17 protein-coding genes and 1 pseudogene are annotated in these 17,817 nt (G+C 45.0%); 14 read left to right on the top strand and 4 right to left on the bottom strand.

Annotation, left to right across the window (positions count from 1 at the left end):
* Nucleotides 1–101: 101 nt before the first annotated feature.
* The 13 genes from Q6A92_RS04285 to Q6A92_RS04225 all read left to right on the top strand — a co-directional run bounded on the left by Q6A92_RS04285 (nucleotide 102) and on the right by Q6A92_RS04225 (nucleotide 12,543).
* Nucleotides 102–992 (top strand): LysR family transcriptional regulator, encoded by an 891-nt coding sequence (locus Q6A92_RS04285; RefSeq protein WP_332237162.1) that lies wholly within the window; start codon nucleotides 102–104, stop codon nucleotides 990–992.
* A gap of 274 nt (nucleotides 993–1,266) precedes the next feature.
* The gene (locus tag Q6A92_RS04280; RefSeq protein ID WP_332237161.1) at nucleotides 1,267–2,478 is read left to right on the top strand and encodes a CaiB/BaiF CoA transferase family protein; all 1,212 of its coding nucleotides are present in this window, start codon (nucleotides 1,267–1,269) and stop codon (nucleotides 2,476–2,478) included.
* A gap of 2 nt (nucleotides 2,479–2,480) precedes the next feature.
* The gene (locus Q6A92_RS04275; RefSeq protein ID WP_332237160.1) at nucleotides 2,481–3,302 is read left to right on the top strand and encodes an acyl-CoA dehydratase activase; all 822 of its coding nucleotides are present in this window, start codon (nucleotides 2,481–2,483) and stop codon (nucleotides 3,300–3,302) included.
* Nucleotides 3,289–4,512 carry a 2-hydroxyacyl-CoA dehydratase subunit D gene (locus Q6A92_RS04270; protein WP_332237176.1) on the top strand — a complete coding sequence of 408 codons (1,224 nt, stop codon included), beginning with the start codon at nucleotides 3,289–3,291 and terminating at the stop codon, nucleotides 4,510–4,512. The genes Q6A92_RS04275 and Q6A92_RS04270 overlap by 14 nt, the downstream gene beginning before the upstream one ends.
* On the top strand, nucleotides 4,505–5,635 hold the full coding sequence (locus Q6A92_RS04265) for a 2-hydroxyacyl-CoA dehydratase subunit D (RefSeq protein ID WP_332237159.1): 1,131 nt from the start codon (nucleotides 4,505–4,507) through the stop codon (nucleotides 5,633–5,635). Before Q6A92_RS04270 ends, Q6A92_RS04265 begins: the two co-directional genes overlap by 8 nt.
* A gap of 132 nt (nucleotides 5,636–5,767) precedes the next feature.
* A complete protein-coding gene (locus Q6A92_RS04260) occupies nucleotides 5,768–6,913 on the top strand; it encodes an acyl-CoA dehydrogenase family protein (protein ID WP_332237158.1) in 1,146 nt (381 codons plus the stop codon).
* A 13-nt stretch (nucleotides 6,914–6,926) separates the two neighbouring features.
* A complete protein-coding gene (locus Q6A92_RS04255; protein WP_332237157.1) occupies nucleotides 6,927–8,021 on the top strand; it encodes an acyl-CoA dehydrogenase family protein in 1,095 nt (364 codons plus the stop codon).
* Nucleotides 8,022–8,100: 79 nt separating this feature from the next.
* On the top strand, nucleotides 8,101–8,619 hold the full coding sequence (gene coaD / locus Q6A92_RS04250) for a pantetheine-phosphate adenylyltransferase (RefSeq protein ID WP_332237156.1): 519 nt from the start codon (nucleotides 8,101–8,103) through the stop codon (nucleotides 8,617–8,619).
* Between the two features lie 3 nt (nucleotides 8,620–8,622).
* Nucleotides 8,623–9,120, top strand: coding sequence for a PaaI family thioesterase (locus Q6A92_RS04245; protein ID WP_332237155.1), 498 nt, complete (start codon nucleotides 8,623–8,625; stop codon nucleotides 9,118–9,120).
* Between the two features lie 41 nt (nucleotides 9,121–9,161).
* On the top strand, nucleotides 9,162–9,953 hold the full coding sequence (locus tag Q6A92_RS04240) for an electron transfer flavoprotein subunit beta/FixA family protein (RefSeq protein ID WP_332237154.1): 792 nt from the start codon (nucleotides 9,162–9,164) through the stop codon (nucleotides 9,951–9,953).
* A 47-nt stretch (nucleotides 9,954–10,000) separates the two neighbouring features.
* Nucleotides 10,001–10,930 carry an electron transfer flavoprotein subunit alpha/FixB family protein gene (locus Q6A92_RS04235; RefSeq protein WP_332237153.1) on the top strand — a complete coding sequence of 310 codons (930 nt, stop codon included), beginning with the start codon at nucleotides 10,001–10,003 and terminating at the stop codon, nucleotides 10,928–10,930.
* Nucleotides 10,931–10,972: 42 nt separating this feature from the next.
* Nucleotides 10,973–12,262 (top strand): FAD-dependent oxidoreductase, encoded by a 1,290-nt coding sequence (locus Q6A92_RS04230; RefSeq protein WP_332237152.1) that lies wholly within the window; start codon nucleotides 10,973–10,975, stop codon nucleotides 12,260–12,262.
* The gene (locus Q6A92_RS04225; protein ID WP_332237151.1) at nucleotides 12,259–12,543 is read left to right on the top strand and encodes a ferredoxin family protein; all 285 of its coding nucleotides are present in this window, start codon (nucleotides 12,259–12,261) and stop codon (nucleotides 12,541–12,543) included. Before Q6A92_RS04230 ends, Q6A92_RS04225 begins: the two co-directional genes overlap by 4 nt.
* 455 nt (nucleotides 12,544–12,998) lie before the next feature.
* On the opposite strand, the gene Q6A92_RS04220 is transcribed toward Q6A92_RS04225, so the two are convergent.
* The 3 genes from Q6A92_RS04220 to Q6A92_RS04210 are packed head-to-tail and all read right to left on the bottom strand — an operon-like array spanning nucleotide 12,999 to nucleotide 16,230.
* Nucleotides 12,999–14,492, bottom strand: coding sequence for a metallophosphoesterase family protein (locus Q6A92_RS04220; RefSeq protein ID WP_332237150.1), 1,494 nt, complete (start codon nucleotides 14,490–14,492; stop codon nucleotides 12,999–13,001).
* The gene (locus Q6A92_RS04215; protein ID WP_332237149.1) at nucleotides 14,489–15,682 is read right to left on the bottom strand and encodes an MFS transporter; all 1,194 of its coding nucleotides are present in this window, start codon (nucleotides 15,680–15,682) and stop codon (nucleotides 14,489–14,491) included. The genes Q6A92_RS04220 and Q6A92_RS04215 overlap by 4 nt, the downstream gene beginning before the upstream one ends.
* Nucleotides 15,683–15,693: 11 nt before the next feature.
* Nucleotides 15,694–16,230 (bottom strand): Chromate resistance protein ChrB, encoded by a 537-nt coding sequence (locus Q6A92_RS04210; protein WP_332237148.1) that lies wholly within the window; start codon nucleotides 16,228–16,230, stop codon nucleotides 15,694–15,696.
* Nucleotides 16,231–16,503: 273 nt separating this feature from the next.
* On the opposite strand from Q6A92_RS04210, the pseudogene Q6A92_RS20210 reads away from it, so the two are divergent.
* Nucleotides 16,504–16,753 (top strand): annotated as a pseudogene (locus Q6A92_RS20210) (IS4 family transposase); the annotation flags it as partial.
* Nucleotides 16,754–17,029: 276 nt separating this feature from the next.
* Here the strand turns inward: Q6A92_RS20210 and Q6A92_RS04205 are convergent.
* Entirely contained in the window at nucleotides 17,030–17,728 is a 699-nt protein-coding gene (locus tag Q6A92_RS04205) for an N-acetylmannosamine-6-phosphate 2-epimerase (protein ID WP_332237147.1), read from the bottom strand.
* Nucleotides 17,729–17,817: the final 89 nt, after the last annotated feature.

Here is a 17,817-nt window from a genome sequence, read left to right as displayed (position 1 = left end):
CGGGAGATTTTTTCATGGTTAGATTTTATAATTTCATATTTATCAGATAATGTAAGCGTATTCAAATTAAATGCTGATGGGCAAAATTGGAGATGAAGGCTATGGAATTTAAACAATTGAAATATTTTGTTCAGGTTGCTAAAGATTTGAATTACACGGTCGCTTCCAAGAAATTGTTTGTGACGCAGCCAACTCTGAGCTGGACAACAAAGAAACTGGAAGAAGAACTGGGATTTAAATTATTTTCATACGATGGTAAGAAATTAGCGCTGACAAAAGAAGGAGAGAAATTTCTGGGACAAGCGCAGCATTTATTAAAAGAATATTCGAAAACAATCGAATTTATACGCAGGAGTCAGGATAAGATTACCGGTCAGCTAAAAATCGGTATTCCCGATTTGTTTGCCGATTGTTTTTTTATAGACTCTCTGATGGGGTTCATCCACGATTACCCCGGAGTGAGGACAAACATCGTCTGCAATGGATCGCTGGCGATTCAGGAAGGTGTCCAATCCGGCAAAATCGATGTCGGCATTATTTCGCATCTGAATCCGCCGATCACATTGGAAGTTATCGAACTTCCCAATTATAGTTATCGGCCGGTCGTTATTGTCAGTAAAAATCATCGATTGGCTGGCAGAACCTCCGTATCGTTCAGGGAGCTGAAAAAAGAAAAATTCATATTGCTTTCGGAGGAATTCACGTTGGGGAAGCTGCCGGTTATTCAGTGTATAAAAAATGGATTTACTCCCGAAATTAAACTGCGCAGTTCGGAATGGAGCTTTATTTGCGATGCGGTGGCACATAGTGACTGTATCTCATTTCTGCCGGAGCCGTTGATTGAAAAATATATCAGTGGAGGGATCAACGTTATTGCCGTGGACGATGATCAAAGCGTGATTCCGATCAGCTTGATTACGAAGAGAAATGTGCACACATCGCTGGCACTGCAAAAGTTCGTGTCCTATTTTCTTAAAGCTAATATAAATTAGTTGCCTATAAGATTTTTCACTGATTATCTTGGAAAACGGCATCGTGGACACACGGCTTTCCGGCCATTTCTCCCCATTGATGAGATTTTTTTTTTCGCGTTTGTCCTTTCCTTCCCAATTTATTCTTTTCATTGTTCAGCCAGTCCCTGCATGATTCCAGTGAAAATTTTTATAATCGACTATTAATTCTTTGTATTTTACAATAAATTATCCTGCTCCTAAAGTAAAAGTGGAAGCCGATAAAGTGATAAAAAATTACGTAGAGGTGTTTGAGATGGAAAAACCCTTGAAGGGTCTGAAAGCTATTGAGCTTGGAACCTATGTGGCCGGGCCCGCCTGTGCGCGTCTGCTGGCAGATTGGGGATGCGATGTGATTAAAGTGGAGAGTCCGAAGGGCGACGCGCTGAGAAGAGTCGGTTTTAATACGAAGTGCCCCACCGATCCGGAGGAGAATCCATGTTTTGATTTATCCAATATGAACAAAAAGGGCATTGTTGTGAATTTAAAAACAGAAGACGGCCTGCGGATTATGGACAAACTGCTGGAACAGGCGGATATTTTTATTACGAATAATCAGACCAAAGCGCTCAGAAAAATGGAGCTCGACTATGACTCTGTGAAAAAAAAGTATCCGAAACTCATTTATGCCCAATCTGTCGGCTATGGTGAAAAAGGCCCGCTGAAAGATACGCCCGGATTTGATTTTACCTGTTATTATGCACGGGGCGGCCTGCTGGGTACGTTGGCTGAGAAGGATACGTCGCCGTTGAACCCGGTCCCCCAATTCGGTGATAATCAGGTGGCCGCGGATCTGGCTGCAGGCATCCTGGCTTCCCTGTACGAGCGAACAAAAACGGGAAAGGGCGATAAAGTAACGGTCAGTCTCTATCATCGCGCCATTTATGATTTCAATTTAACCGTCACTTCTTCTCAGTACGGGTTTAAGTATCCGATCAGCCGAAAAGATGCCGCCAATCCCTTCCTGAACAGCTATCCAACAAAAGATAACAGATGGATACAGCTGTGCTGTCCTGAATATGACTGGAAGTTTCCGACAGTTATGAAAGCGCTTGGACGCAGTGATCTGATTGATAATAAGGATTTGAATAATATCAAAGCCATCACCGGTCATACACATGTCATGATTCAGATCATCGAAGAAGAGATGAAGAAACGGAATGTCGATGAATGGGTAGAAATATTCAGAAAATATGATTTACCCTGCGATAAGGCTTATCTGTGGGAAGAAATTCTTGACGATCCGCAGGCGTTGGCCAACGGCTTTCTGCATGAGATGCATTACGAAAACGGGCATGTACGGAAATTGGTTGATACACCTGTCAGATTTTCTAATATGGATTCCCTCGAACACAGAAGAGGACCTAAATTTGGCGAAAATACGAAAGAAGTTCTGGAGGATCTGGGCTATTCCGCTGATGAAATCAATCGCTTTTCGGAAAATCATGTCATTAATATGGGGTCCTGATCATGTATACATTAGGAATCGATATCGGTTCAACAGCAACGAAGGGCGTCATTCTGGAAGACGGACGCTCGATTGTCAGGAAAGCATTGGCTCCGGTCGGAGCGGGAACGAGCGGGCCTTCCCGAGTGATGCAGGCGCTGTTCCAGGACGCTGAACCGCCGCTGACTGAAAACGATATCAGCGGTTCAGTTGTTACCGGATATGGTCGGATGACGTTTAAAAAGGCCGATCATCAGATTAGTGAATTGAGCTGTCATGCGAAGGGTGTCTTTTTTCTTTTACCGGCTGCAAGAACCATTATTGATATTGGCGGGCAGGATGCGAAAGTATTGAAATTAAGCTCTGAAGGAGATTTATTGAATTTTGTCATGAATGACAAATGTGCGGCGGGAACCGGACGCTTTCTTGATGTGATGGCAGGTGTCCTGGAAGTAAAGGTCGAGGATCTGGGCAAGCTCGCACATCAGTCGGAGCGGCCGTCGGTCATCAGTTCGACCTGTACAGTATTCGCCGAATCGGAAGTCATTTCCCGCCTGGCGCATGGCGAGAAAAAGACGGATGTCATTGCCGGCATCAGTCGTTCAATAGCCAGACGAATCTCAGGGCTGGTGTTCCGCGCCGGAGTCGAAGAGGATGTCATTATGACCGGAGGTGTTGCCTGCAACAGCGGCGTTGTCCGAATGATGGAAGATGTTCTGAAAGTCCCGATTATTCTGCCGGAAATTCCTCAGTTTACAGGCGCACTTGGCGCCGCATTATACGCCTATGAGCGCATCAAAAACAAAAATGAAGGATGTGTTAAAAGTGGCGATGGCAGAGAATAAGAGAGCAAAAGATTTGATTAATGAACTGATGGATCAGCATTATGAGCGAGCCAGAGAAGCAAAACGGAAGGGTGAAATGGTTGGTTGGGCCGCTTCTAATTTTCCTCAGGAAATACCTGAAACGCTGGGCCTGACTGTTGTCTATCCGGAGAATCACGCGGCCGCCGTATCCGCAAAGAAGGCTTCCCTTCCGCTGCTGGAATATGCAGAAGGCCGGGGCTATTCAAATGATCTTTGCGGCTATGCACAGATAAGCCTCGCCTACAAAGATGTGAAAGAGTGCAAAGCATTGGATATTCCGCAACCGGACTACGTTCTGTGCTGTAATAATATTTGTGCACAGATGGTGAAGTGGTATGAAAATCTGTCTAAGGAACTGGCTATTCCGTTAATCATGCTGGATGTTCCTTTTAATACGGAGTTTGAAGTAACGCAGGAGAGAATCGATTATATTAAAGAGCAGATCTGGCTTGTCTTTAAACAATTGGAGAAAGTGACGGGGAAAAAATATGATTCACAACGCTTCGAAGAAGTGATGAAAACGTCCGCTGCCTCCGGACGGGCATGGAAACGGGCGGAGAATGCAATGAATGCCCTGCCTTCCCCGCTTAATGGTTACGACTTCTTTAATTACATGGCTTTGATTCTCTGCAGCAAAGGAAAAAAAGAAACGCTGCATGCTTTCACGGTGCTGGCAGACGAGCTGGAAGAAAGAATCCGCCAGAACCAATCGACTTATAAAGGAAAAGAACAGTTTAGAATTCTGCTTGAAGGAATTGCTTGCTGGCCGCATATTGGCTTTACTTATAAGACTTTGCTGAAATATGGTATCAATGTTGTCGGATCCAATTATTTTACTGCTTTTGAAAAAGTCTACAGCAATATGGATGAAATGGCCGAGGCCTATGCGACGATGACGAATTGTCTCAACCTGGAGCGGGAAATTGCGATGCGTGAAGAGATTATCAAGACAGGCAGCGTTGACGGCATGCTTGTCCATTTAAATAAGAGCTGCAAAATGTGGAATGGATTTATGTATGAGATTGTTCGCAGGGTTCAAAAGGATACGGGCATACCGGCCGCCTTTTATGATGGCGATCAGGCAGATCCGCGAGCGTTCAGCGAAGCTCAGTATGAGACGCGTGTCCAGGGGCTGTATGAAGTCATGAAAGCGAGAAAAAACGGAAAGGAGGTCTCGATCAATGAATAATTATGATGCCGTATTATCAAGAATCAGGAGGGTCGCCAAGAATCCGGGTGCCCAGCTGAAAGAGTATATTAGTAAAGATAAAAAAGCGATCGGCTGCATGTATTATGCTCCGGAGGAACTGATTCACGCAGCGGGTATGATTCCTTTTGGCATATGGGGCGGGGAAACGGAAATATCGGCGGCAAAAAAATATTTTCCTTCATTCATCTGTTCCATCCTTCAGACAAGCCTGGAGTTGGGCATAAAGGGAGCGTTTGATGGTTTATCCGGAATTATTATTCCGGCAAATTGCGATCCGCTGCGGACGATGGGACAAAACTGGAAAGTGGCAGTTCCAGGGGTCGAGTTTATCCCTCTTGTCCATCCGGTCAATCGAAAAACGGAAGCAGGGAAAAAATATCTGCTGACGGAGTATCAGAGAATTAAGAAAACGCTGGAGCGGATATCGGGAAATCTTATTACGCCGGAAGCATTGCACAATAGCATTAAGGTGTACAACAATTATCGGCGGGCAATGAGAAAATTTGTTGAAGTGGCGATTGATTATCCGACTATTATTACACCTTCTGTCCGTCACACGGTCATCAAAGCAGCCGGTTTTGTAGAAAAAGCGGAATATACGACGTGGATAGAAGAATTGATTGATGATCTGAAAGAAAATGAAAGACAAAAATGGGACGGTGAAAAAATCGTCGTTTCGGGAATTATGCTGGATTCGTCCGATATTCTTCATATTCTTGAAGAGAATCACATTAATGTTGTGTCTGATGATTTATCTCAGGAAACCCGGCAATTCCGCAGCGACGTTCCGGAAGACGGAAAAACGCCGATGGAACGTCTCGTTAATTATTGGTCGGAGATGGAAGGCTGCCCGCTTCTTTACGATCCCGAAAAAAAACGGGGAGAGATGATCATTCAGGCTGTGAAGCATACACATGCCGACGGGGTGCTTTTCCTAATGATGAAATTCTGCGACCCGGAGGAATTTGACTACCCGATTATTAAAAAGCAATTGGAAAAAGCACATATTCCCCAGGTCTATATTGAATTTGAGCAGGGAAATGTAAATGCTGAACAAGCGAGAACGCGTATTCAGGCATTCAGTGAAATGGTTAATGCTTAATTGTATTTTATAATTTCCATTTATGGGAAAGCACAATCAATTTCATCAATCCATAAATGGGAATTTTTATTAAATTAAAAAATAACGAAAACTATTGTCTCAATCCTCATGTAATTAAAGAGAGGCGGAAATATGATGATTGACTTTGAATTAACGGAAGAACAAAAATCGTGGCAAAAAAAAGCACGGGAATTCGTTAATCAGTATATTGTCCCTAATGCTGATAAGTATGATCGGACGGGAGAATTTCCCCAGCCGATTGTTGAGAAAGCAAAGGAATACGGATTACTGGCTCTTGCTGCACCCAAAGATCTCGGCGGCCCAGGTCTTGACGCAATGTCGTCAGCGCTTGTCAATGAAGAGCTCGGCAAGGGATGTGTGGGTATGCAGACGACACTGGGGGGCAATGGACTTTCATCTTATCCGGTCCTTTTTGGCGGAAACAGAGAACAGATCAAACTTTATTTCAAACATATCCTGAACGGCGAACTGGCTGCTTTTGCTTTGACTGAACCGGGCGCCGGTTCTGATCCGGGAGCGATTCGGACTGTTGCTGTCCGCAAGGGCGATCATTATGTGATTAACGGAACAAAATGTTTCTGTACAAATGGAGGACATGCCGGTGTCTATACGGTATTTGCTTCGACTAATCTCTCGGAAAGAAACCGGGGACTCAGTGCGTTTATTGTCGAGGCCGATCAAAAAGGGATCACGGTCGGGAAAAAAGAAAATAAAATGGGCATTCGTGCTTCCAATACGGTTGAAGTGATTTTTAATGATGTTTCCGTTCCCGTCAATCGCCGCATCGGCGACGAGGGCCAGGGTTTTAAAATAGCGATGAAAACTTTGGACGTGGCCCGGCTGTCTGTCGGTGCGACTGCAGTTGGACTTTGCAAACGAATTTTGACGGAAACGATTCAGTTTGTTCAAAACGAAAAGAAAAATGGTAAACCATTGGCCGCTTCTCAATATATTCAATTCAAGCTGGCGGATATGGCTACGCGGGCCGAAGCAGCCGAGGGACTGATTGATAAGACGTGCTATCTGAAAGACAGCGGCCGGCCGTACAGTAAGGAATCGGCGATGTCCAAGACCTTTGCTACGGATTCGGCGATGCAGCTTGCCGAAACGGCTGTCGAAATATTCGGACCCTGCGGATACTTGCGCGAATCCAACATAGAGAAACTGATGCGCGACGCAAAAGTCATGCAAATTTATGAAGGCACGAATCAGATTCAACGGATTGTGATAGCCAATCATGTTTTAAAGGGCAGATAAGGAGGCATGACCTATGAATTTTAATTTATCGGAAGAACAATCATTGATTCAGGAAAGCGCACGTGAAATAGCGGAAAATTTATCGGACCTCTCAGCTGTTGATGCTTTAAAGAATCTGGCAGAGACAGATTTTCTTGGGTTGTTCTTTTCGGAAGATGCCGGCGGTGCCGGCGGCGATTTTCTGAGCTACATTGTTGCCCTGCAGGAAATAGCCAAAGTATCGGCTTCCGTTGCACTTGCTTATGCGGTGCACTGTACACAGGCGTGTTATGCAATTGCCGCGTTTGCCGGCAGTGATTTGAAAAAAAAGTATCTGCCGGCCCTTTTCAGCGGTGAAAAAACGGCTGCTTATGCCTTGGGCGAGGGATGGCGAGGCAAAGATCTTTTAAATATTGAGGCTCGTGCCGTCAAAGCAGACGACGAATATATCATTAACGGCGAGAAGACATTTGTGTATGGCGGTGCATCTGCCGACATTTACATTGTTTTTGCAAAAACCGATCGCGGGCTTTCCGCTTTTATCGTTAATCACGATACCGGGGGCGTTGCCGTCAGTGAAAACTATGAAAAGATGGGCATGGATCAGATCACACTGAACACGGTGACTTTTAAGAATGTCCATATTCCCGATGTAAATATAATTGGGAACGAAGAATCCGGAGATGAAATCAGGCAGTCCGTCTTTAATCTGCACAGCATCAGTCTTGCGTCGATTGCCTGCGGTATTCTCACGACTGCTATTGAAAAAACGGTCACTTATGGAAAAGAACGCGTGCAATTTAATCGGCCCATTCTTTCATTCGAAGCTATGTCTGAAAAGCTCGGCCACATGATGATTAAAGCAGAGGCTGCACGGCTGCTCACATTTAAGGCCGCTGCTCAGTGGGATGCAAATGACGAAGCATATGTACGGAGCGCCTATCATGCACGTGATTTTTCAATGCAAAGCGGTGAAGAGATCTGTACGGCTGCCATTCAAATGCATGGCGGTTACGGATACAGCAAAGATTTAGGCGTGGAAGCCTTATTACGGGATATTAAAGGACTGTCTGTTTTTGAAAATTTAACTAAACCTATGGTTTTAATGGCAGCATCGGCAGATATTTGAACGGATTTCCAATCATGTTGCAGCAATAAATGGACGTCCCAGATTCCGATTTGGCAATCGGAAAAGAAGGCGGTACCTGATGAAACGAATCGCAGTTTATCCGGGCAGTTTTGATCCTGTCACACTCGGACATTTGGACATCATTAAAAGAGGCAGTTGTGTATTCGACGAAATTATCGTTGCAGTTTTAAACAACTCCAGCCGACATCCGCTTTTTTCGGTAAGCGAGCGCAAAGCGATGCTTACTGCAGCAACCTGTCATTTGGATCATGTCAGGATTGACAGCTTTAACGGACCGTTTGTCGACTACATGATAGACAATGGGCTGTCGGTTATTCTGCGCGGACTGCGGGAAATTGCTGATTTTGAATACGAAATGAAGAGTGCATGGGTTAATAAGTATTTGGATCATCACATTGAAACATGTTTCATGATCTCTGTTAATCCCTCCGCCTCTCTAAGTTCGGGCGCAGTTAAAAAAATTGCTCAACATGGCGGCGATGCTTCAGGCCTTGTGCCGGAAGTGGCGGACCGTTTTCTCAAAAAAATTCTATGTACTGAAAAAGAAAAGATGCTGTTAAAGAAAGGCGGGGATTAAGGTATGCCAAAATTGCAATATGAAACGTTTTGGGCACAAGAAGCTACCTTAATGGATTTTCTGACGAGAGAAGAACAAGCATTAGTTGAGCAGACGATGAAGGTGCTTCACAGTCATCATAAAGAATATTTACTTCTTAAGCAGCTGCTCGGATTTCGCATCGACCAAATGACGGACGAGGGTGTGACTGTTTCTATTCCGATACATGAGGGCATTTCTAATGGCAGAAATATGGTACATGGTGGCGTAACTGCGGCGCTTGCCGATGCGGCTATGGGTGTTCTGGCAGCAAAGCTTGTCGGAGATGAGCAATCAGCAGTTACTTCCAATCTTTACATCAGCTATATCGCGGCAGGGCGCGGCAAACAGCTCACTGCACGCGTAAAAGCCGCTCACATCGGTAAAAAAAGCATGGTTTTTGATTGCTTCATTATCAATGATCTTGAAAAATTGATCGCCAAAGCGGAAGCAACCTATTTTATTGTCCCAAAAGGTTATTAATTGTTTGACAGGCTGATCCGCCGGCCTGTGTGGAGGAATAAATGAATGAACAGGAGATGCTTACTTTGAAGATTGCCGTTTGCTATAAATGGGTACTTGATGAAGCAGACATTGTTGTTGACCAGGAAAATAATGCCTTAGACGTTAAAAGGGCAAAGTACAAGATCAGTGAAATTGATCGAAATGCTCTGACGCTTGGCGTGGACTTAAAAACAAATGACGGAATTTTGTTGGGATTAACCGTCGGACCGAATGTTAAAAACTCAGTCAAAGACGTCCTCTCGCGCGGGGCCGATAAAGCTTTTTTTATTGAAAGCGATGAGCTGGAGAGTTCAGCGGCAGCCAAAGTGCTTGCAGCTGCAATAAAAAAGATAGGCGATATCGACTTGGTGATATGCGGAGAAGGATCAAGCGACCAATATTCCCAGCAGGTCGGCCCGAGAATTGCTGCATTGCTTGATTGGAATCTTGTAACCTATGCCAGTGATGTTAAAGCGGAAGGAAACAAGCTGACAGCTATACGTAAACTCGAAGATGAAGTTGAGACAATCGCTGTCAATGTACCGGCAGTTTTAACAGTCGTTTCGGAGATCAATCAGCCCAAGGTTCCCGGGATGAAGCAAATTCTGGCAGCCCGAAAGAAACCGTCTGAAACGGTGAAAATTGAGGAACTGAACATGGAAAAAAATGCGCTGAAAACGCCTGTTAAAGTAATGGATATTGGACCGGCGGTCATGGAACGCCGGCAGATTCAGCTAAACAAGGGCGATGTCTCAATCCCGCAGGCTGCGGAAAAACTGGTCGGCCTGTTAAGAAAGGATAAAGTCATTTAAGTAGCGCAGCGGCCATGAGCAGATTCGAAAGCAAAGGAGAAAGAAAAATGGGAGAAACATGGATCATATCCGATATAGCAGAAGCTGGATATTCATTGATAAGCAAAGCGGTTGAATTGGGCGAAGAAGTGGCGGCCTATCTAAATGCCGATGCAGAACAGGCATCCCGTGCCTTTCAATATGGTGCGAAGCGCACAGTTCGTTTAGCACTTCCGGAGAAAGTCCTATGGGAAAGTTATGCGTCTGAATTGGCGAAAGAGGCGCAAAAAGAAATGCCTGATCTTGTTTTGGTGACGGCAAGCAAGCGCGGGAAAACATTAGCGGCTTATCTGGGCGGGCTGCTCGATATACCGGTTATCACAGAGATAAAAAGCATTGAGAAAGAGGGAGAGACCTTTCATTTCACGCGCACGATTTACGGCGGACTGGCCGAAAAAAAAGTTGAGATGACGGGCAGCCCTGTCATTGTGACAGTTGCGCCGGGAAGTTTTGAAAAAAAAGAGGCGGAAACGGCTGCGAATCCGGCGGTTGCGACGCAGCTGAGCACACCGTCCACTCCTGGATTAACAGTTGTTGAAAGAGAGAAGAAGGAAAAGACGGCGGTTAATCTGAATGAGGCGAAAGTCGTTGTCGGTATCGGACGCGGATTTGGTAAAAAAGAAAATATGCAGTATGCGCGGGATTTAGCGCAGGCGCTTGATGGTGAAATTGCTTGTTCGCGGCCTATTACTGAAGATTATCACTGGTTGCCTGAAGAACAGTATGTCGGCATTTCCGGCCAGGTGATTAAGCCCGATGTTTATCTAGCTGCAGGTATTTCCGGCCAGGTACAGCATATTTACGGAGTCCGCGATGCGAAAATGATTGTTGCCATTAATAAAGATGAAAACGCGCCGATTTTCAATGTTTCCGATTACTATATTATCGGTGATTTATCAGAAGTCATACCTGAAATCGTTCGAGCATTGCAAAGCTAAAACGCGGATTCTAGATTCAACTTAAAGAGGTGTTAGTTAATTATGTCTGATGCATTCGACGTAATTATTGTCGGAGCCGGAATTGCCGGCAGCATAGCCGGCTACTTGCTCGCTAAAGAGGGACTGGATGTTCTGGTCATTGAACGGGGCAACTTTGCCGGCAGCAAGAACATGACAGGCGGCAGACTATATGGACACAGTCTTGAAAAAATCATTCCGGATTTTGCCGAGGAAGCACCTGTTGAGAGGAAGATAACGCAGGAAAAAATCAGCCTGATGACCGAGGATAGTGCCGTTACGATTGATTTTAACGCGGAGGTGCTCGGCCGGCACCCGCAGGCTTCCTACTCTGTCCTGCGCAGCACTTTTGATCAGTGGCTGGCTAAGAAGGCCGAGGATGCGGGAGCTCAGATCATTCCCGGTATCCGTGTAGACAATTTAATTGTCAAAGACGGTAAAGTCAGCGGAGTGATTGCCGGTGAAGATCAGATAGAATCAAAAATAGTGATCTTGGCAGATGGAGTCAACTCGCTTTTAGCACAGAAGATGGGTATGCGTGACGAATTAAAGCCTGATCAGGTCGCTGTCGGAGTTAAAGAGATTATTGAGCTTCCACAAAACGTAATCAATGAACGCTTTAATCTGAAAAATGCCCAGGAGGGGGCGGCCTGGCTTTTTGCCGGCATGCCGTCAGCGGGAAAGGTCGGCGGCGGTTTTCTCTATACCAATAAAGCAAGTCTGTCGCTCGGAGTCGTTTGTGCATTGTCCGGCCTTGACGATTCTCCGGTTCCGATACCGCAAATGCTGGAAAATTTTAAAGAACATCGCCTGATAGCCCCTTTAATCAAGGATGGGAAGGCGGTCGAATACTCAGCACATCTCGTTCCCGAAGGCGGTTTGAATATGATACCGAAATTGGTTGCTGCCGGTGTTCTAATTGTCGGCGATGCTGCCGGTTTTTGCATCAACATCGGCTACGCCGTGCGGGGCATGGATCTTGCGGTTGCTTCGGCAGAAGCGGCGGCCCAGGCAGTTTTGCAGGCGATGAAACAGCAGGACTATAGTGAATCGGCACTATCCGAATATGTACGCCTTTTGGAAAACAGTTTTGTAATGAAAGATTTAAAGCTTTACAGTAAGTTCCCGCATTTTATGGAGAATTCCAGAATATTTAATGATTATCCTCAGTTAGTATCAAATATTATGACCCGTATGTTTGTTGTAAACGGCACGGAAAATCTTGCGCTTCGGAAAAAGATCATGCAAGAGGTGAAGAAGGTTGGCATCATGCATGTGATTAAGGACGGTATCAAAGGAGCGTATGCTTTATGAGTGTCAATGTTGAACAGAAACTGGGATATGACAAGTTTAATGTCGATGAAGAGCATCTGCATATTATTGTAAAACCCGGGCAGGCAGATAAGAAAGAAATTCAGAAACTGATGAATGCCTGTCCGGCAGGATTGTATCATTTAAATGAAGACGGTACGATCCGCTTCGATTATGCGGGCTGCTTGGAATGCGGAACCTGCCGAGTACTGTGCGGCAAAACGGTTCTCAGTAACTGGCAATTTCCGGAAGGGACTTTCGGCGTTGAGTACCGTTACGGCTGATCGGCAGTCATGTGAGAAGGGAAGATTAGCAGAATGCCTTGGTCATTATCGGATGATTTACGTTAGTCATTTAAAAGTTTTACCGAAATATTCCTGCAGGGCATTCGTGCAGTTCAGCTTTTAAAAAATCTGCGAACGTTTCGCAGATTTTCTATACACTGTAATAATTTATAAGGACATAAATGTTCATAGCACCGCATCTGCAACTTATTCGGCAGGCTCTTGTCACCCTTGCGCAGCGGAGGCTTCGCCTGTACCCATTCCGGGGGAAACGACTCACACGGAGCGGTGTCTCAATGCCGATAACCATGGATAGCCTGTACAAAATTGCCGGTAATGAATTCGGGCCGCGTGAAACCCGGCTTTTATTCTCTTCCCTAATAGCTGTTTGTCCATTTGCAAAGCTTATATGAACCATTTTTTTGTTTGTCATTAAATCCTTCCCGCAGTGTGCATCAGCTTTTAGTCTTACTTTTGTATAATTCTTTATATCTTTTCAATATGAATCTGCCCGTGTCTTTCATCAATACCCAAAGCAGCGCAAGCCGGCGGTGCAGCCTTATATATAAAAGAAGAAGTAAAAGCAGTACAAGCAATATAAGTCCGGTGATAAAGAAAACAACCGCCGCCGGATTCTCTTTATACATAGCATTTGCAAAAAGAGAAACTGTTGCCGCGTACCTTTGCAGCATCAGATTTGGCGGAGATGGCAGTTGAACCATCGTCAGCGTATCTGTTGCTCCGGCTTTGGTGATCAAGTAATGGTAATAGCTGTTTTGTGTCATCAACTCCGCACCGGCGCCTCCGCTTATGATATAACGAACGCCGTTTTTGGTATAATCAAAATAACTGTGGATATGGGAAAGATAAACCGTGTCCACCTTGTATTCCGTCATAAGGTTTTCAAAGCGTACGGCTTCCTGCTTGGTCTGAAAGCCGTGGTCTATATTTTCATCCTCACTGTAAGCTTCCAACTTCTGCTCGACAAGGCCGCCTTCCTTTTCAACCTTATCTGTATAAGACTGTACTTCATTTGGCCTGACATTGCTTCTTGGATCGGTCGGAGGCACATGGGATATTACAAAAATCCGCTTGCCCTTCGCTTTTTGAAGATCCCGTTTGAGCCAAGCGTATTGTACGTCCGGTATTGCCTGTTTTTCGGCATATCCACGCGAGCTGTCAAGAAAGATGAAGTGATTGTCGCCAAAATCAAACGAGTAGTATTCCGGCCCATAAAGCTTTTTGTAGGTTTCACGTCCATCCCCGCGTATGTCGTGGTTGCCTAATGTGGTGCACAGAGTTGTGGAAATCCCGGATACCATTTGATTAAATATACGATACTGGTTGGGTTTCCCGCTGTAAACAAGGTCGCCGTTGTCAATCACAAATACGGGTTTCAACGCGTTTATCTGCTCAATAATCTTTCCAAAGGTTTCATAACCATCCCTGCTGTCGCCGAGAATGACATAGTTGTCATCTGCTGTATTGCTTGGCTGAACGGGATCAATCCGCTTGGTTTCTCCTGCGTTTAAATTCATTGAAAACTCCAATGTGTTGACCGTGATTCTGGCAGGTTTGAAACTTTTATCTATACTTGCTGAGTAAAAGCCTGGATTAACATTTTCAATAGAAATCAATACGTTTCGAACAGGTGCCTTTGTTGCTTTTACTGTAACGGAAGGGAGAGGTGACAGAGCCCTTATGACCAGTCGATTTCCATCCTTGCCTTTTTGTATCCCTTTTATAAAGCCGCCGGATACGGTTACATCGGCGGCGTTCCATTTATATGTGGATGAAGAATCGTCTGGGTTGTAGTTGAGCGGGACTGAGGTGAAGCCGGTGTTGATATTGTAAACGTGATAAGCATTATACAGAAAAAGGCCGACTCCTGCGGTAAGGCATAGAACCAGCGCCAGTATAATAATTTTAAGAGTCCTTTTAAGCTTCATCTTATCATCCCGGTATTTTTTTGCTCTGTAATGCTATTATTTCTGTTAAGTATGATTTTTATTATGATGGCCGAACCCACTCCAAGAATAGCGCCAAACAGAAACGGTGCGTCCGAGTTTATTTTATCCCATAGGAGTCCGGCTATGATTGACGACAGTAGCAGTCCGACACCTTGCACCATTCCGTAAATCCCCAGAACAGTTCCCTTTAATCCTGCCGGCGCGTTCTCGGCGATAAAAGCCCTTTCAGCACCACTGATAAACGCAGTGTACACGCCGTATGCGATGAATAGAATCAGAATGGCGGGTTTTGCCGACAAAAACGCAAAGCCAAGGTATACAAGGCCGTAGATCAGGTATCCTGGTACAAGGATCTTGCTCCTTCCGAATCTATCAGACAATTTACCCGACGGTATGGCAAAAATGGATGTGGCAACATTAAATAGAAGATACAGCAACATGACCTGTGACGCTGAAAAGCCTTGGTTCTGAGCCTTCAAAAGCAAAAATGTATTCGACGAATTTCCAAGGCAAAAAATAAATATTACGGCAAGATACATTTTCAGTTTCCCACCAAGTTTTAACCCTTTAAGCTTGAGCTTTTCAGGTGTTTTATCGCTGCCTTGGTCTTCCCTGACGAAAAATATGATCAAAATCCCGATGATCGCAGGAATGATAGAAAACAGGAACGCCTTGTGAAATCCAATACTGGTTGCGACGAAAATATAGGCAAACAGTGCTCCAAGGGAGGAACCGGCCATATCCAGCATCTTATGCAGACCGAATGACCCGCCAAGTTTTTTTTCATCGCTTGACTGTGCGACAAGAGCGTCGCGCGGTGCGGTACGTATCCCTTTTCCCGTTCGGTCGATTACTCTTGCCAATAAAACCAAGGGCCACGATGTTGCCAGAAGGAGAAATATTTTATACAGGACCGATGCCGAATAGCCGATAAAAGTAAGAGGCTTTTTATTGTGGCGCACATCCCCGATGTAGCCGCTGAATACTTTGAGAAGCGACGCGATGCTCTCAGCAATTCCTTCAATGAGTCCCACAATCGCGGGTGACGCCCCCAGCGCAGCGGTCAGAAAGAGCGGAACCAGAGGATAAACCATTTCGGTACTCATATCTACAAACAGGCTGACAAGTCCGAGCCATACAATATTGGAAATGATAACTTTCTTTTTCACTATTATCCACCCTATGACCTGTCGGTAAACTTGTATACCTTATCGCAGAATTTTTCAAGCGCTTCGGCACATTTTAATAGTGTTGTCTTCGATGTTTCTTTCAGAGGCGCTTCGAAGGTATCCCTTGCCACTATTTTCGCATACCACTGTTTTAATTTATTTAACTCTTCTTCATTCTCTTCGATTTCAGCAAATGTAAAATTCTTTCGACCTATTTCTTTGTTGATTTCTTTAAAAAAATCTTCACACTGCTCAAGAAGTTCCCCGTATTCCTCGTTTCTTGCCGAGTTGAATCGTTCGATAATATTTTTCTGCCCGTCTTCATCTACGGATGACTTCATGACGAACGCCTTGCCGTTATTTTGGAGAACCTCGCTTTTTATCTCGTTGAGCAAGCTGAAATTCTCATCCGTCAGGGGCAGTATCCACATCGACTGCTGAATATTGACTGCGCCTATTTTTTTCAGTTTGCGCCATAAGGAGACACGGGCTCTCGATGGTTCTCTCGGCAGTGTATAGTTGATAACAGCCCAATCGTTCTGATCCATAACACCACTCCGTATATGTAATACTGGTTACAAAAGTCAATATATCATAAAGTAATACTGGTTACAATGTCTATCACTCACTTTCGCAGCCTACAAATCGAGCCGAACGCTGAGCAGCACAAACCCAGCGTCTGTGATCTAGGGAGCTTAACTCAATAGGAAAAATGCTTCACTTTTTGGTATAGTGAATCTGTCATAATCCGCTAGCAAATAGAAAAGGTGTTCTCTATATGAGAGTGAATCACGACATAAAAGAATCAACTCCCTGAAGAAATAAAAGCCAAATTTGCTGAACTGCATATCTTGACATAGCTTCGTCAGGCAGGCATTGTTAAATTTTTTGGCTTTTCTTGCGGCGATCTTTTCCAACTCGTTTTTTGTCTGATCTTTATCCGGAAAGCTGGTTTTGCGTGCTGGAAAGTCACAAGGCCGTTGATCTGCCAGGTAAAGAAAAGATACGGCCCATCGTTTTTTAAATGGTTCGGAGTTTGCTTGGCATTGGTTTCTTCTGGTACTCAGTGTAAAGTCAGCCGCTTAATCGCTTAATGTGTGCCCATCGCCGATAATTTGTCTTTTTATCGCAATCAAAAGGTTGAGTACCGGTACATTGCTTGAATCATGTGCAAAAAAAAATCTGCGAACGTTTCGCAGATTTTCTATACACTGTAATAATTTATAAGGACATAAATGTTCATAGCACCGCATCTGCAACTTATTCGGCAGGCTCTTGTCACCCTTGCGCAGCGGAGGCTTCGCCTGCGCCAGCGGCTGGACGAAACTGCTCATACGGAGCGGTGTTTCAATGCCGATACTCATGGATAGCCTGTACAAAATTGCCGGTGATGAATTCGGGACGCGTGATCGCTGACCCAATAACGATTGAAAATGCTCCGCTTTTATAGGCATTCACTGCGTCACGGATATCCACAATATGCCCTTCGGCAATGATCGGCACGTTCAGCGTGTCATGCATATCGCGAATCAGTTGAAAATTGATCTTGTCTGCGCTTTTTGTATTTTCGGTATATCCGGAGAGAGTGGTTGAAACGATATCCGCGCCGCAGTTCTCTGCATACCGTCCGCTTTCCAGATTGTCGCAGTCCGCCATAACCGGCACATCCGGAAATTTTGTGTGAATGTTCAAGATAATTTCTTGCAGATCCTGATGATCGGGACGGGGCCTTTTTGTCCCGTCTAATGCGACGATATCGGCACCCGACTCTATAATGGCCTTTGCGCTCTCAAAGGTGGGTGTGATATAGACTTCATATCCTTGATGCCATTGTTTATAGATCCCGATTATCGGTAAATGGACGGCCTGCTTGATTGCCCTTATGTTCTGCGGCTCCGTTGCCCGAATGCCGACTGCTCCTCCCTGTTTCGCAGCTGCCGCAAAGGCAACCATTATATCGGTTCCATACATCGGCGACCCCTTTTGCGCCTGGCACGAAACAATCAGACCGCCTTTAATTGATTCTAATAGTTGATCCTTATCCATCATACGTTCCCTCCTAAACAGTGATTAATACCTGTCCTAATTTCACTCATTTTCCGCGCCGGGCCGATTGTGTAACAGGCAATCATTCA

It is taken from the genome of Sporolactobacillus sp. KGMB 08714 (assembly GCF_036598985.1).
Taxonomy (GTDB): domain Bacteria; phylum Bacillota; class Bacilli; order Bacillales; family Sporolactobacillaceae; genus Sporolactobacillus.
This window is presented reverse-complemented; position numbering and strand designations above follow the sequence as displayed.